The organism is Variovorax sp. Root411, from assembly GCF_001425205.1.
Classification (GTDB): domain Bacteria; phylum Pseudomonadota; class Gammaproteobacteria; order Burkholderiales; family Burkholderiaceae_C; genus Variovorax.
The window spans coordinates 43,542-57,460 of sequence record NZ_LMDW01000019.1 but is presented as its reverse complement, the minus strand read 5'-3'; the positions used below and the strand labels follow the sequence as shown (position 1 = coordinate 57,460).

Annotated in this window: 14 protein-coding genes; 11 read left to right on the top strand and 3 right to left on the bottom strand. The window is 67.5% G+C overall.

Annotated features, from left to right (window positions below; translation table 11 throughout):
- Positions 1-21 precede the first annotated feature (21 nt).
- From ASC92_RS23215 to ASC92_RS23165, 11 genes are all read left to right on the top strand, one after another.
- The gene (locus ASC92_RS23215; RefSeq protein WP_007831606.1) at positions 22-330 is read left to right on the top strand and encodes a DUF2160 domain-containing protein; all 309 of its coding nucleotides are present in this window, start codon (positions 22-24) and stop codon (positions 328-330) included.
- Between the two features lie 100 nt (positions 331-430).
- Entirely contained in the window at positions 431-2,164 is a 1,734-nt protein-coding gene (locus ASC92_RS23210) for an ABC transporter substrate-binding protein (protein ID WP_007831607.1), read from the top strand.
- A gap of 201 nt (positions 2,165-2,365) precedes the next feature.
- Positions 2,366-3,370: a hypothetical protein gene (locus ASC92_RS23205; RefSeq protein WP_056520476.1), complete on the top strand. Its 1,005-nt coding sequence runs from the start codon at positions 2,366-2,368 to the stop codon at positions 3,368-3,370.
- Positions 3,360-4,493, top strand: coding sequence for a beta-ketoacyl-ACP synthase III (locus ASC92_RS23200; protein WP_056520475.1), 1,134 nt, complete (start codon positions 3,360-3,362; stop codon positions 4,491-4,493). Before ASC92_RS23205 ends, ASC92_RS23200 begins: the two co-directional genes overlap by 11 nt.
- Before the next feature lie 2 nt (positions 4,494-4,495).
- Complete coding sequence (locus tag ASC92_RS23195; protein ID WP_056520473.1) at positions 4,496-4,891, top strand: hypothetical protein; 396 nt, start codon at positions 4,496-4,498, stop codon at positions 4,889-4,891.
- Positions 4,888-5,868, top strand: a complete 981-nt coding sequence (locus tag ASC92_RS23190; protein WP_056520471.1) for a BtrH N-terminal domain-containing protein — start codon at positions 4,888-4,890, stop codon at positions 5,866-5,868. The genes ASC92_RS23195 and ASC92_RS23190 overlap by 4 nt, the downstream gene beginning before the upstream one ends.
- Positions 5,869-6,198: 330 nt before the next feature.
- A complete protein-coding gene (locus ASC92_RS23185; protein WP_056520469.1) occupies positions 6,199-7,107 on the top strand; it encodes an ABC transporter ATP-binding protein in 909 nt (302 codons plus the stop codon).
- Between the two features lie 7 nt (positions 7,108-7,114).
- Positions 7,115-8,272, top strand: coding sequence for an ABC transporter permease (locus ASC92_RS23180; protein ID WP_056520468.1), 1,158 nt, complete (start codon positions 7,115-7,117; stop codon positions 8,270-8,272).
- On the top strand, positions 8,269-8,544 hold the full coding sequence (locus ASC92_RS23175; protein ID WP_235505970.1) for an acyl carrier protein: 276 nt from the start codon (positions 8,269-8,271) through the stop codon (positions 8,542-8,544). Before ASC92_RS23180 ends, ASC92_RS23175 begins: the two co-directional genes overlap by 4 nt.
- Positions 8,541-9,611 carry a beta-ketoacyl synthase N-terminal-like domain-containing protein gene (locus ASC92_RS23170; protein WP_056520466.1) on the top strand — a complete coding sequence of 357 codons (1,071 nt, stop codon included), beginning with the start codon at positions 8,541-8,543 and terminating at the stop codon, positions 9,609-9,611. The genes ASC92_RS23175 and ASC92_RS23170 overlap by 4 nt, the downstream gene beginning before the upstream one ends.
- Complete coding sequence (locus ASC92_RS23165) at positions 9,608-10,099, top strand: hypothetical protein (protein ID WP_056520464.1); 492 nt, start codon at positions 9,608-9,610, stop codon at positions 10,097-10,099. Before ASC92_RS23170 ends, ASC92_RS23165 begins: the two co-directional genes overlap by 4 nt.
- A gap of 9 nt (positions 10,100-10,108) precedes the next feature.
- On the opposite strand, the gene ASC92_RS23160 is transcribed toward ASC92_RS23165, so the two are convergent.
- The 3 genes from ASC92_RS23160 to ASC92_RS23150 are packed head-to-tail and all read right to left on the bottom strand — an operon-like array spanning position 10,109 to position 13,909.
- Complete coding sequence (locus ASC92_RS23160) at positions 10,109-10,729, bottom strand: hypothetical protein (RefSeq protein ID WP_056520462.1); 621 nt, start codon at positions 10,727-10,729, stop codon at positions 10,109-10,111.
- Between the two features lie 4 nt (positions 10,730-10,733).
- Positions 10,734-11,834 carry a lytic murein transglycosylase B gene (gene mltB / locus ASC92_RS23155; RefSeq protein ID WP_056520460.1) on the bottom strand — a complete coding sequence of 367 codons (1,101 nt, stop codon included), beginning with the start codon at positions 11,832-11,834 and terminating at the stop codon, positions 10,734-10,736.
- Positions 11,835-11,887: 53 nt separating this feature from the next.
- The gene (locus ASC92_RS23150) at positions 11,888-13,909 is read right to left on the bottom strand and encodes a transglutaminaseTgpA domain-containing protein (protein WP_056520458.1); all 2,022 of its coding nucleotides are present in this window, start codon (positions 13,907-13,909) and stop codon (positions 11,888-11,890) included.
- Between the last annotated feature and the right edge of the window lie 10 nt (positions 13,910-13,919).

Here is a 13,919-nt window from a genome sequence, read left to right as displayed (position 1 = left end):
GAAAAGACAAGGAGATAGAGCATGTTCGACTGGATGGTATGGACCACCCCCGTGGCCGTTTTTTTCAGCTGCATCGCACTCATGCTGGTCGGCATGACGGTGTGGGAATTCAAGTCGCCCACCACGCTGCGGCGCGGCTGGCTGCCGATGGCCACCACGCGTGGCGACCGGCTGTTCATCGGGCTGCTGTCGGCGGCGTATGTGAACCTGGTCTTCATCGGCCTGGCGGGCAAGTTCCAGGAGTGGTTCAGCCTCGAGGCAGAGCCTTCGATCTGGATCAGCTTCGTGCTGTCGATGGGCCTGCTCGCGCTGGTGATGCGCAAGGGCTGAACATTTCCTTTCGTCTTCTCAGACGCGTTCCGGCTCTCCGCCTCCCCGGAGCCGTGATCGAACACAACACCGGGGAAGCAACAACCGAGGAGACAACTTCATGAAGATGCGCTACACGGCATTGGCACTGGCGGCGGCGATGTTCGCCGCGCATGGTGCGGCGACGGCTGGCGAGGCCGAAGCCAAGAAATGGATCGACAGCGAGTTCCAGCCATCGACCTTGTCCAAGGACAAGCAGATGGAGGAAATGAAATGGTTCATCGATGCGGCCAAGAAGCTGCAGGCCAAGGGCGTGAAGGAGGTGTCCGTCGTCTCCGAAACCCTGACCACCCACGAATACGAGTCGAAGACACTGGCCAAGGCCTTCGAGGAAATCACCGGCATCAAAGTCAAGCACGACCTGATCCAGGAAGGCGACGTGGTCGAGAAGCTGCAGACCTCGATGCAGTCGGGCAAGTCGATCTATGACGGCTGGATTTCCGACTCCGACCTGATCGGCACGCACTATCGCTACGGCAAGATCATGTCGCTGACCGACTACATGAAGGGCGCCGGCAAGGAGTTCACCAACCCCGGCCTCGACCTGAAGGACTTCATCGGCACCAGCTTCACCACCGCGCCCGACGGCCAGCTGTACCAGTTGCCCGACCAGCAGTTCGCCAACCTGTACTGGTTCCGCGCCGACCTGTTCGCGCGCAAGGACCTGCAGGACAAGTTCAAGGCCAAGTACGGCTACGACCTGGGCGTGCCGCTGAACTGGAGCGCCTATGAAGACATCGCCGAGTTCTTCAGCGTCGACGTGAAGACCATCGACGGCAAGCCGATCTACGGCCACATGGACTACGGCAAGAAAGACCCGTCGCTCGGCTGGCGCTTCACCGATGCATGGCTGTCGATGGCCGGCTCCGCCGACAAGGGAATTCCCAACGGCATGCCGATCGACGAATGGGGTATCCGCGTGGCCGACGACAAGTGCACGCCTACCGGCGCCTCGGTGTCGCGCGGCGGTGCCACCAACTCGCCAGCCGCCGTGTACGCGCTCACCAAGTACATCGACTGGATGAAGAAGTACGCGCCCAAGGAGGCCATGGGCATGACCTTCGGCGAATCCGGTCCAGTGCCGGCCCAGGGCCAGATCGCGCAGCAGATCTTCTGGTACACGGCCTTCACCGCCGACATGACCAAGAAGGGCCTGCCGGTCGTGAACGACGACGGCTCCCCCAAGTGGCGCATGGCCCCCGGCCCGAACGGTCCGTACTGGAAGCAGGGCATGCAGAACGGCTACCAGGACGTGGGCTCGTGGACCTTCTTCAAGGGCCATGACGCCAACAAGACGGCGGCAGCATGGCTCTACGCGCAGTTCATCACGGCCAAGACCACCTCGCTGAAGAAGTCGATCACCGGGCTGACGTTCATCCGCGACAGCGACATCCGTGCGGACTACTTCACGCAGAACGCCAACAAGTACGGTGGCCTGATCGAGTTCTACCGCAGCCCGGCACGCGTGGCATGGACGCCGACCGGCACCAACGTGCCCGACTATCCGAAGCTCGCGCAGCTCTGGTGGAAGAATGTGGCCGAGGCCGTCACGGGCGAGAAGACCCCGCAGAAGGCAATGGACAACCTGGCCGACGAGATGGACAACGTGATGGCTCGCCTCGAGCGCGCCGGCATGGCCCATTGCGCGCCCAAGCTCAACCCGAAGGGCGACCCGGCCAAGTACCTGAGCGACGACCACGCCCCGTGGAAGAAGCTGGCCAATGAAAAGCCGAAGGGCGAGACCATCGACTACAACAAGCTGCTGACCGCCTGGAAGGAAGGCAAGGTGCGCTGAGCCTTGCGCACAGCGTCCGCGTTCTGAAAAGATCGCCGCGACAGGGGGCCGTGCCGCGAGGTGCGGCCCTTTTTTGTTCTTTTCCCGCATTGCGGCCATATGACCGATCCGGCCGTCTGATTGGCGCGACGCATGACCAATGGCAGATGCGCTTGGCACGGGCTTCGCGTACATTCGACGGCCCCCGAAACGCCACCGCCAGTGACTTCCAGCCTTTCCAGCCCCCCACGCACGGACCCAGCAGCCGCCCCTCGAAGCGTCAAGCGCGTCCTGGTTCTGCGCTATTCGCAGTCCGGCCAGCTCGACGAGGTTGCCGAGCAGATCGCCGCCCCGCTGCGCGCCGACCCGTCGATCCAGGTGCACGAAGAAACACTGCGGCCGCAGAAGCCGTATCCCTTTCCCTGGCCCTTCCTGACTTTCTTCGACGCCTTCCCCGAGTCGGCCCACATGAAGCCGCAGCCGCTCGGGCCGCTGACGCTCACGGGCGAGGAAGACTTCGACCTGATCGTGCTGCCGTACCAGGTGTGGTTCCTGGCACCTTCGCAGCCCGTTGCGGCCTTTCTGAAACACCCGGTGGCGGCGCGCCTGCTCGAGGGCAAACCGGTGGTCACGGTCATTGCGTGCCGCAACATGTGGCTGCTGGCCCACGAGAAGCTCAAGGGCATGCTCGACGACGTGGGTGCGCGCCTGATCGACAACGTGGTGCTCACCGACCCCGGCCCCACGCTCGCCACCTTCTTCACCACGCCGGCCTGGCTGATCTGGGGCCGCAAGCGCGGCTTCTGGGGCATGCCCGATGCCGGGCTCAGCACCGCACAGATCCGCGGCACCGCCCGCTTCGGACGTGCCCTGCGCGATGCATTGCACAGCGGCCAGGAGCGCGGCACGCAGCCTTTGCTGGCCGGTCTGGGCGCCGTGCGGGCCGACGCGAAACTGCTCATCAGCGAGAAGGCCGGCACCCGCAGCTTCTACCTGTGGGGCAAGCTGATCATGGCGGCCGGCGGCCCCGGTGCATGGCAGCGCAAGCCGCTGCTGCTGCTGTACGTGCTGTTCCTGATCGCGCTGATCGTCACGGTGGTGCCGGTGAGCCTGACGCTGCAGGCGCTCCTGCGGCCTTTGTTCAGAGGGTGGCTGACTAAAATGACGGCTCAATTCGAGTGCCCGTCGGGCTCGGCCACGGATCGCACCGCTCTCTATGACAACTGATGTCTTCCTGACCCGCACCGCCGCCTTTCTGCCGTTTCCCCCCGTCAGCAATGAAGACATCGAAGACGTCCTCGGCCGCATCGGCGGCAAGGCCTCTCGCGCGCGGCGGCTGATTCTTCGCAGCAACGGCATCCAGTCGCGCCACTACGCCATCGATCGCGCCACCGGCGAGCTGGCCATGACCAATGCGCAGCTCACCGCCTCTGCCATCCGCGCGCTCGGCGATATCGGCCCTGTCGACTGCCTCGTCACCGGCACCTCGTTGCCCGACCAGCTCATGCCCAACCACGCGGTGATGGTGCATGGCGAACTCGGCTGGCCGCGGCTCGAAGTGGTGGCCTGCGCGGGCATCTGCCTGGCCGGCGCCACCGCGCTGAAGCATGCGTGGCTCTCGGTGCGCGCGGGCGATGCGCGGCGTGCGGTGGCCACGGGCTCGGAGCTGGCCTCGGCCGTGATGCGCGGCTCGCGCTTCGAGGCCGAGCTGGAGCACAAGCTCGAGGCGCTGGAGGCGCGGCCCGAACTGGCCTTCGAGAAGGACTTCCTGCGCTGGATGCTGTCCGACGGCGCTGGCGCCGTGCTGCTGGAGCGCGAGCCGCGCGGGCCGCTGTCGCTGCGTGTCGATTGGATCGACCTGTCGTCGGCTGCGCATGAGCTGCCGGTGTGCATGTACGCAGGTGCCGAGAAGAATGCCGAAGGCGGCCTCGACGGCTGGGGGCGCAAGACGCCCGCCGAATGGCAGAGCGAGTCGACCTTCGCCGTGAAGCAGGACGTGCGCCTGCTCAACGAGAACATCGTGCGCGCCACGCTGGGCGAGCCGCTCGCGGCCATCATCGAGCGGCGCGGACTGAAATCGGCGGACATCGACTGGTTCCTGCCGCACCTCTCGTCGCAGTATTTCGTCGAGCCGGTGAGCCAGTGCCTCGAATCGCTCGGCCTGCACATTCCGCGCGAGCGCTGGTTCAGCAACCTCGCGAGCAAGGGCAACACGGGGTCGGCGTCGCCGTACATCATGCTCGACGAGCTGTTCCGTTCGGGGCGCATCAAGCCCGGCCAGAAGCTGCTGATGTTCGTGCCCGAAAGCGGCCGCTTCTCCAGCGGTTTCATCCACATGGAAGCGGTGTAGCCATGGATCTCGACGCAGTACCCCAGGAGGGCAATGCGACCCTCGACGGCCATTCCAAGCTGATGTACGCCCGCGACGCGCAAGGCCGTGTCGTCACTACCACCTCGCGCGGCTGGGAGGCGGAAGAGATCGTCACCAGCCATGCGGTCGACGTGCTCGTCGAGCAGGCGCAGGCTGCGAAGGAGCGCGTGAAAGCGGGGCAGGCCTCGCCGCTCGAATACTGGATGTACGAGCGCCGCATGGACGTGGCGCTGCTCTCGCAGACCAGCGGCTTCTGGCAATGGCGCGTGCGGCGCCATCTGCAACCGCGCCATTTCGCCGCGCTATCGCCGGCCCAACTCGCGCGCTACGGCGAAGCGCTGGGCCTGCCCGTTTCTACCTTGCGGGGCTTGCCGTGAACTTTCAACACCAACAGGCGGCGCACTGCGAAAGCGGCGTCATCTCCAGCCTGATGCGCCACCACGGCGCACCGATGAGCGAGAGCATGGCGCTCGGCCTGTCGTCCGCGATCTCGTTCGCGTACCTGCCGTTCATCAAGCTGTCGGGCCTGCCGCTCATTTCGTACCGCATGCCGCCCAAGGCCATCATCAAGGGCCTGCTGGCGCCGATGGCCGCGCGCTTCCGCTTCGAGACCTTCAGCAGCCCTGAGGCCGGACAGCGGCGGCTCGATGCGCTGCTGGCTGACGGCCAACTGGTCGGGCTGCAGACCTCGGTCTACTGGCTGCCTTACTTTCCGCCGAACATGCGCTTTCACTTCAACGCGCACAACCTGCTGGTGTACGGCAAGGACGGCGACGACTACCTGATCAGCGACCCGGTGTTCGAGGAGCCCGTGCGCTGCCCGAGCGGTGACCTGGCACGCGCGCGCTTCGCCAAGGGCGTGCTGGCGCCGAAGGGGCTCATGTACTACCCGCAGGCCATCGATCGCAAGACGGTCGATGCGGCCTCGGTGGTCAAGGCCATCCGCAAGACGGTGCGCAACATGCTGGCGCCCATTCCCATCGTCGGCGTGCGCGGCATGCGCACGCTGGCCAAGCGCATGCAGAAGCTGTCGCCAACGGATCCGCGCAGCGTCGACTTCATCGGCCACGTGGTGCGCATGCAGGAAGAAATCGGCACGGGCGGGGCGGGTTTCCGCTTCATCTACGCGGGCTTCCTGCAGGAGGCGGCGCAGCTGCTCGACAAGCCGCAACTGCAGCAGATGTCCGAACGGCTGATCGCCATCGGCGACGGTTGGCGTGCGTTCGCGCTCAAGGCGGCGCGCATGGTGAAGGGGCGAGAGGCGGTCGACCCCGCCGCGCTGGCTGCGAGGCTGCACGAGCAGGCGCAGCAGGAAGAAAACTTCTTTCGCGACCTGAAGGCTGCCGTGGCCTGAGATGGGTCGTTGTTCTTTTCTTCTTGTTGTTGTTCGTTGTTCGGGGCGCGATCACGCCGACGCGGTGACCTTTTTCGCGAATGTCCCCCGGCCTTCGGCCTCCTCCTTTATTTCGCGAAAAAGGCCCCCGCATCGGCGTGATCGTTCAGAGCACTGGTTGATCAGCGGTACACCAGCAGCGTGCCCACGTGCACAGGGCACCGGGTGCTCCCCGCAGCGAAATAAAGGAGGAGCAAAGCGGGGGACATTCGCGGAGGGGAGCACCCGGTGGCCTGTGCACGCACCCCGAACAGCAGCGCCAAGAATCAAGGCACCTCAAGTGCTAGGCCAATGCTCGAACTGAAGAACCTCAGCTACCGCTATCAGCACGCAGGTGCACCCGCACTGGCCGATGTGTCGCTGACGGTTCCGAGGGGCTGCGTACTGGGCCTGCTGGGCCCCAACGGCGCAGGCAAGACTACGCTGATCTCGCACTTGTCGGGCGCGCTTGCGGTGCAGTCGGGCGAGATCCTCATCGACGGCCAGCCATTGCAGCAGGTGCGCGCGAAGGCTCCGACGCGCATCGCAGTGGCACCGCAGGAGCAGGCCTTCTATCCGATGCTCACCGTGGCCGAGAACCTGGCGGTGTTCGCTGCTGCGGGAAGGCTGTCGGGCGCGCGCAAGAAGCAGCGCATCGAGGTCTGCACGCAATTCGCGCAGCTGGAGCAGTTCGCGGGCGTGCGCGCCGAGCGGCTCTCGGGCGGCCTCAAGCGCCGGCTCAACCTTGCGATCGCCTTGCTGCCCGAGCCCGAGCTGATGCTGTTCGACGAGCCCACCGTGGGCGTCGATCCGCAATCGCGCGCCTTCATTCTCGATGCCATCCGAAGCCTGGCGCAGCAGGGCGCGGCTGTGATCTACGCCTCACACTACATGGAAGAGATCGAGGCCATTGCAGATCGCGTCGCCATCCTCGATCGCGGCCAGGTGCTGCGCGAAGGCGCACTCGACGAGCTGCTGTCGAAGAGCTCGATGCTGCTCACGCTGGCCGCCGATGGGCTCGACACCGGCATGCTCTCGCGCTTCGGTACGGTAGAGCAGGGCGGCGCGCACTGGCGCATTCACCTCGACGCCGGCAGCGGCCCGGGCCCGGTGCTGGCCGCCCTGGAAGCGGCGGGGATCGAAGTGCGCCACGCCGAATTCGGCCGCCACGACCTGGAGCAGCTGTTCATGGCGCTCACCCACCGCTCATTGCGCGACTGAAGAATCCATGCTCCTCGCGCTCATCAAGAAAGAACTGCTCGCCCTCGTGCGCGACATGCACGGCCTTGCCGCGCTGTTCCTGATGCCAATGGTCTTCATCGTGTTGATGTCGCTCACGCTGAAAGATATCTACCGCCCGCCGCTCGCCGAGCTGACCTATGCCATCGACATGCGCGACACGGCCACGCCCGCACAGTGGCTCAAGCAACTCTGGCAGCGCAACCATGGCGCGCCGCAGCCGCTTGGCAACGACTGGCAGGCACGGCTGCGCAACGGCTCGCTCAAATACGTGATCGTGATGGAGCCGGGCCTGTCGCAAGAGTTGGAGTCGGCCGCGCTGTCGACCAACGCGTACATCCATCTGCTGACCGAACCCGGCATCGACGCCAACCTGTTCAATGCACTGCGCGCCGAACTCATCGGCGCCTCGGGCGAGCTCAAGGCGCGCCTTGCGCTGGCGGTGCCCGGCACGGCCAGCCCCACGCCCGAGGCTTCCATCGAGGCGATGGTGCGCGCCGAGCGCTTCTCCACCGCCGGACCGCGGCCGACCTCGGTGCAGCAGAACGTGCCGGCGTGGCTGGTGTTCGGCATGTTCTTCGTGGTGGCCTCGCTCTCCAGCCTGTTCGTGCAGGAGCGCAGTTCGGGCGCGCTCGGACGGCTGCAGAGCCTGGGCGTGTCGCGCACCATGCTGCTGATGTCGAAGGCGCTGCCGTACCTGGGCGTGAACGCGCTGCAGGCCGTGCTGATGCTCGCGGCCGGCATCTGGTTCATGCCGCTGATCGGCGGCGACGCGCTGTCGCTCGCGGGCATCCACTGGGGCGCGCTGCTGCTGTCGCTCGCGGCCCTGAGCCTCGCTGCGGTGAGCCTGTCGCTCGCGCTGGCCTGCCTGGTGCGCAGCCACGCGCAGGCCGCCACCATCGGGCCGATGGTCAATGTGCTGATGGCGGCGGCCGGCGGCATCATGGTGCCCAAGTTCGTCATGCCGGGTTTCATGCAGCGGCTGGTCGAGATTTCCCCGATGAACTGGGGGCTCGAAGCGCTGCTGACCGTGCTGCTGCGCGGCGGCGGAGTTGCCGATGCACTGCCGCAGATCGGCCGGCTGGCCGTGTTCGCGGTGCTGATGTTTCTTCTGGCTGTTTTTCTGTTTCGCAGGCGCGCATCGTGAGCACCACCGTCACCCCTGAATTCATTGCCAGCCTCAAGGCCATGGTGCTCGAAGCCGTCGAGAAGGACGCGCCGCCTGGCGGCCTCGGCGACGACGAGCCATTGTTCGGCCCCGAGGCCCGGCTCGACCTCGACTCGCTCGACGCCCTGCAGGTGTCGATGACGATCCAGCAGCGTTTTGGCGTGCGCATGCCCGACAGCAAGGAAACGCGCCGGGCGATGACTTCCATCGCTCATCTGGCGGAACACCTCGCGCTGACGGGCAAGGCATGAGCGATGTCTACCTGGACGGCATGGGCCTGGCCTGTGTGCTCGGCGACGACATGTCGTCCGTGCTGGCGTCGCTGCAGCGCGGTGGTGTGGCGCCGACGCCGGTAGGGGTGGCCGAAGGGATTCGCTGGCCGGTCTACGCGCTGGCGCAGAGAGAGGGCGACTGGACGCAGCGCCTGTGCAGCACCGTGCGCAGCGTGACCGCGCAGACCGGCGACTGGGGGCCGAGCACCGCGCCGCTGTTCGTGGCCTCGTCATCGCTCGACATCGGCTTCATGGAGCACGAGAAGCAGGACCTCCGGCTCGGCGGCGACCTGCAGGACTTTGCCGGTGTCGTGGCCCGCGCGCTGGATTGGAAGGGGCCGGTGTTCACCGTCTCGACCGCCTGTACATCGGCGCTGAACGCGGTGCTGGCGGCGGCCGACCTGATTCGCAGCGAAGAAGCCGACGAGGCACTGGTGATCGGCATTGAACTCGACAACCGCTTCACGGTCGCCGGCTTCGGTGCGATGCAGCTGCTGGCGCCCGACCGCGCGCAGCCCTTCGGCGCACAGCGCAAGGGGCTGGTGCTCGGCGAAGCGGTGGCCGCATTGCGGCTGACATCGCGCCCTGCACGCTGGCAGGTCGCGGGCGGCGCCAACGTGGTCGACGGGCGCAACCCATCGGGCACCGAAGCCACGGCCGTGCACGCGATGTGCCGCGGCGCGCTGGCGCAGAGCGGCCTGCAGCCCGGCGACATCGACCTGATCAAGGTGCAGGCGGCCGGCAGCCCCGTCAACGACGCCATCGAGGTGGAGGCGCTGAAGCAGGTGTTCGATCCGCTGCCGCCGCTGGTGTCGCTCAAATCGGCGATCGGCCACACGCTCGGGGCGGCGGGTGCGGCGGAGCTGGCCTTGCTGGTCGGCTGCATCGAGGGCGGCGAATGGCCGTCGGTGGACTATCCGCTCGATGCATCGCTCGGCGTTGCGCTGAGCGGGGAGGCACCGCGGAAGCTGCGCAACATCCTGCTCAACGTGGTGGGCTTCGGCGGTGGGCATGCTTCGCTGGTGTTGAAGGACGCCGGCCCATGAGCAGCACCTGGCACGCCACCGCACATTTCATCGCGCATCCGCCGCCGGTCGACTGGCGCGACGACCTCGCCCGCCGCATCGGCCGCCGGCCGCGCCGCGTCGGCCTGTGGACCGAGCTGGCGATGTACGGCGCACGTTGCTGCCTCGACGCGGCGGGCGAGGCCGCATTACCGGCCGGCGCGCGCATCCGCGTCGCCAGCCAACGCGGCGCATGGGGCGCCACGCATGCCGGCCTGACCCAGCTCGATGCAGGCCTGCCGATGCCCTTCACCTTCATGCAGAGCCAGCCCGCGCTGATGCTGGCCGAGGTCGGCCGCTGTCTCGAATGGCAGGGCGACGCCAGCTTTGCGCTGTGCCGCGATGAGGCGCGCACGCTGCAACTGGCGAAGCTGGGTGCGGCGCGCGACGGCCTGTTGTTCGGCATCGTGGAAGAAGAGCGCAATGGCGAGCCGCCGCGCACCGAATGGTGGCGGCTGGTGCCCACCTGACGAGGCCGGTCAGCCCGCGATGGAACGCTGCAGGTTGAGGCGCGCCTGCGCTTCGAGCTGCGCGTGCATCCGCGGCGTCGCATAGATGGCTCGGCGGTCGAGAAAGCGCTGAAGAATCGCGCGGCGGCGCGGCAGCCGCACCTCGTCCGGGACGAAGGCGTACTCGGCATGCACCTGCCGCTCGTATTCGTCGAAACGCCCACGTTCCGCGCCGAGGATCGACAGGTCGATGTCGATCAGCAGCTCGGCATCGCGGCCTTCGGGCACGGCGTCGTGGCGCGTGGCCATCACGAGCGAATGGACTCGTGCAGCGGCTGCTCTGTCCGCACCGGCTTCGAGCAGGGCCTCGCGCGCCCAATCGGCGCTGCGTGCCTCGTTGTCGTGGGCGTGCACGTCGTAGATGGCGTCGTGGAACCACAGCGCGAGCGCCACTTCACCGGGGCGTTCGGCCAACGCCTTCTCGCGCTCGAACCACGCGAGGCATTCGCCCAGGTGCTGCACCGTGTGGTAGTGGCGCTGCGGTTCGCCGTAGCGGCGCTGCAGTTCGGCGCACAGCGCTTCGCCGGGCGATTCGACGCCCAGCGCATGCCAGGCCTCGTTCCAGTTCGCGCGCAGCGCCCCGGGTGTCATGGCGCTATTGCTCCATCGCCGCCTTGACCTCCTGCCCGAGGTCGAGCACGGACATGGCGTAGTAGCTGCTCCAGTTGTAGCGCGTGATCACGTAGAAGTTGCGCGTACCGGCCACGTAGGTCGGTGGCGCGTCGGCGCCGTTCTGCAGCTCGATCAATGCGAGCAAGCCCTTGTGGTTGATGCCGTCGCCTTCGGGCACTGCGCCGGCAGCCACGAAGCTGTCGGTGCTGAAGGTCGGCAGGATGTCGGGCGCCAGCAGCAGCGCCTTCTGCAGCCGCGCTTCCTCGAAATGCATCGGATAGATCGCCGGCATGCCGGCCTTCCAGCCGAAGGCCTTGAAGTAGTTGGCGACCGAGCCGATCACGTCGGCTGGGTTGTTCACGAGGTCGATGCGGCTGTCGCCGTCGAAGTCGACCGCGTACTTGGCGATGCTGCTGGGCATGAACTGCGGCATGCCCATGGCGCCGGCATAGCTGCCGACGGGCGTGAGCGGATCGTCGGCGGTGCGGCTCTCGGTGCTCAGGAAGCTTTCGAGTTCGCCACGGAAGAAGGCCTGGCGCTCGGCCGCGCGCGGATGGCCTTCGGGAAAGTCGAACGAGAGCGTGGCCAGTGCGTCGATCACGCGGAAGTTGCCCATGTTGCGGCCGTAGATGGTCTCCACGCCGACGATGCCGACGATGATTTCCGGCGGCACGCCGTACACCTGCTCGGCGCGGGCGAGCGTGTCGGCATTGGCGCGCCAGAAGCGCACGCCGGCCGCGATGCGCACCGGGTCGATGAAGCGGCTGCGGTAGGTCTGCCAGTTCTTCACCGTGCCGACCGGGCCCGGCAGCATGAGGCGCGGCACGTTGGGCAGGAAGCGCGCGCTGCCGATGGTGGCGCGCACCCAGTCGCGGTCGAGGCCGCGCCGTTCGGCCACTTCGTCGGCGAACTTCATCGCGTCATCGCGCGTGGCGTAGGGCGTGCTGCCGCGCACCGGGCTGGCCGCCGTGCTGCGGCCGTTGGAAGACTTCTGGGCTACAGCCCCCGTGGACCATGCGCAGCAGGCGGCGAGGAGGGCGGCTGCCGCAGCGGCGCGCGAAGGCGTGGGGAGGAAAAATCGCATGGGCCGATTGTGCCGTCCGCCCACACGGCCCCTCTTCAGGGACACATGTGGTTTCAGCCGCGTGGATTGTCGGTCGGCCAGGCGATGCGCCGGAACTCGGCGCGCAGGGTGGAGAGCGAGTCGGGCGTGGCCGGCGCGTAGCGCTGTGCCTCGAGCTTGAGCAGCCAGTCGCGCACGGCCTGCGCGGCGGGGCCGAAGCGTGCGTCGGCCGCCTGCGCCATCTGGCGCGGCGGGGCGGTGTCGGGCAGCTGCAGGCCGGCCTTGGCGAGCCGCGCGCGCGCCCGGCCCAGCAGGCGCAGCCACGGGTCGTGCCGGCTGCGCTCCCACAGCGTCCAGCCGGCGCCGGCCAGGCTCGCGCCCACCAGCAGGTAGAGCAGCACATAGGCCAGGTCTTCGAGGCTCGGCGCCTTGAAGCCGATGTTCTTCAGCAGGTTGAGCTGGCGGCTCTGGGTGTAGTTGAGCACCCACTGGTTCCAGCCGTTGTTGACGGCTTCCCATGCGGCGCGGATGTTCTGCGCGAGGGTGGGGCTCATCGAGCCGAAGGCGCCCGCGATCAGGCCCGGTTGCGGCTGGAGCCGCTGTGTCTGGCCAATGCGCCCCGGGGCCACCGAGCCCGTGGGATCCACGCGCGTCCAGCCGATGCCTTCCTGCCAGATTTCGGCCCAGGCGTGGGCATCGCTCTGGCGCACGATCCAGTAGTTGTCGACGCCGTTGAGTTCTCCGCCCTGGTAGCCCGTCACGATGCGTGCCGGAATGTTCAGGTTGCGCATCAGCACCACGAAGGCCGAGGCGATGTGCTCGCAGAAGCCTTCCTTGCGGTCGAACCAGAACTCGTCGGCGGTGTCGTTGCCGTAGACGCCCGGCTCCAGCGTGTAGCCGTAGCCGCCGGTGCGCAGGCGCCGCAGGGCGGCCTGCACGAAGGCTTGTGCGTTGGCGTTGGCCAGCGCGGGGTCGGCACGCATCTTGGCGGCGAGGGCGGCGGTGCGCGGGTTGGTGCCGGGCGGCAGCGCCAGGTAGGCCTGGAGCTGGCCGCCCGCGCGCTTCAACGGGCCGCTCTGGAACTGCGTGTAGCTCTCGGCGCGGTAGCGCACCAGGTCGGTGACGGGGCGGTTCGCGATCCATTGCAGGTCGGGCGTGCCCGCGACCTCGAAGCCGGGTGCTGCGGGCGGTTGCTGCGACGCGTCGAGGGTCAGCAGCCAGGGGCGGTTGCTGGCCTCGAGCGTGACCTCGTAGCGCACGGGTTCGCCGCTCACGCGAAGATTTGGGGACCATTGCGCGCCGCGCGCCCATGACGGCAGCGCGGTCCATTCACGGCCGTCGAACTGCGTCAGCACCGGTCCGCGGAAATAGAGCTGGCTTTGCGGCGGCGCCCGGTCGCCGTCGAACTTGATGCGCGCGGCGATGCGGTCGTCGAGCGCCAGTTCGGCGATGGTGCCGACGCGCATGGTGTTCGACAGGCCGCTGCGCCCCACCATGGCGTCGCTGGGTGTGCCCCACAGCGGCGCCAGGCGCGGGAACAGCAGGAACAGCGCGAGCATGATCGGCGCGCCCGCCAGCGCCATCCAGCCCGCCATGCGTGCGGCCTGCATCAGCGGCGGCCGACCCACCGGCATGTGCGCGTTGACCAGCGCGGTCAAAAGGCCCAGCAGCGCCAGCAGCATGGTGAATGCGGTCAGCAGCGACTGCGAGTAGAAGAAGTTGGTGAGCATCGCGAAGAAGCCCAGGAAGAAGACGACGAACGCATCGCGCCGCGCGCGCAGCTCCAGCGTCTTGAGCGCGAGCAGGCTGACGATCAGCGTCACGCCCGCGTCGCGGCCCAGCAGCGTGCGGTGCGTGGCGTAGGTGGCGCCGAGGATCAGCGCCAGCAGGGCGATGCGCCACCACTTGCTGGGCAGGGAGCGCGCCTGTACGGACAACGAGGCGCGCCAGAGCAGCACCATGGCCGTGATGGCCGTGCACCACCAGGGCAGGTTCTCGATCTGCGGCAGCAGGATCAGGCCGATCACGCAGAGCAGGAAAAGGGTGTCGCGCGCGTCCCGGGGGAGTGCTGCGAGTTCCCGTATGACTCGGTTCATGCGACGGTTC

Excerpts from the sequence above, each read along its gene's own strand:
- ASC92_RS23180 (WP_056520468.1), top strand. The coding sequence starts at position 7,115 with ATGCTCCTCGCGCTCATCAAGAAAGAACTGCTCGCCCTCGTGCGCGAC.
- ASC92_RS23170 (WP_056520466.1), top strand. The coding sequence starts at position 8,541 with ATGAGCGATGTCTACCTGGACGGCATGGGCCTGGCCTGTGTGCTCGGC.
- ASC92_RS23210 (WP_007831607.1), top strand. The coding sequence starts at position 431 with ATGAAGATGCGCTACACGGCATTGGCACTGGCGGCGGCGATGTTCGCC.
- ASC92_RS23160 (WP_056520462.1), bottom strand. The coding sequence starts at position 10,729 with ATGACACCCGGGGCGCTGCGCGCGAACTGGAACGAGGCCTGGCATGCG.
- ASC92_RS23195 (WP_056520473.1), top strand. The coding sequence starts at position 4,496 with ATGGATCTCGACGCAGTACCCCAGGAGGGCAATGCGACCCTCGACGGC.
- mltB (WP_056520460.1), bottom strand. The coding sequence starts at position 11,834 with ATGCGATTTTTCCTCCCCACGCCTTCGCGCGCCGCTGCGGCAGCCGCC.
- ASC92_RS23150 (WP_056520458.1), bottom strand. The coding sequence starts at position 13,909 with ATGAACCGAGTCATACGGGAACTCGCAGCACTCCCCCGGGACGCGCGC.
- ASC92_RS23215 (WP_007831606.1), top strand. The coding sequence starts at position 22 with ATGTTCGACTGGATGGTATGGACCACCCCCGTGGCCGTTTTTTTCAGC.
- ASC92_RS23200 (WP_056520475.1), top strand. The coding sequence starts at position 3,360 with ATGACAACTGATGTCTTCCTGACCCGCACCGCCGCCTTTCTGCCGTTT.
- ASC92_RS23165 (WP_056520464.1), top strand. The coding sequence starts at position 9,608 with ATGAGCAGCACCTGGCACGCCACCGCACATTTCATCGCGCATCCGCCG.
- ASC92_RS23185 (WP_056520469.1), top strand. The coding sequence starts at position 6,199 with ATGCTCGAACTGAAGAACCTCAGCTACCGCTATCAGCACGCAGGTGCA.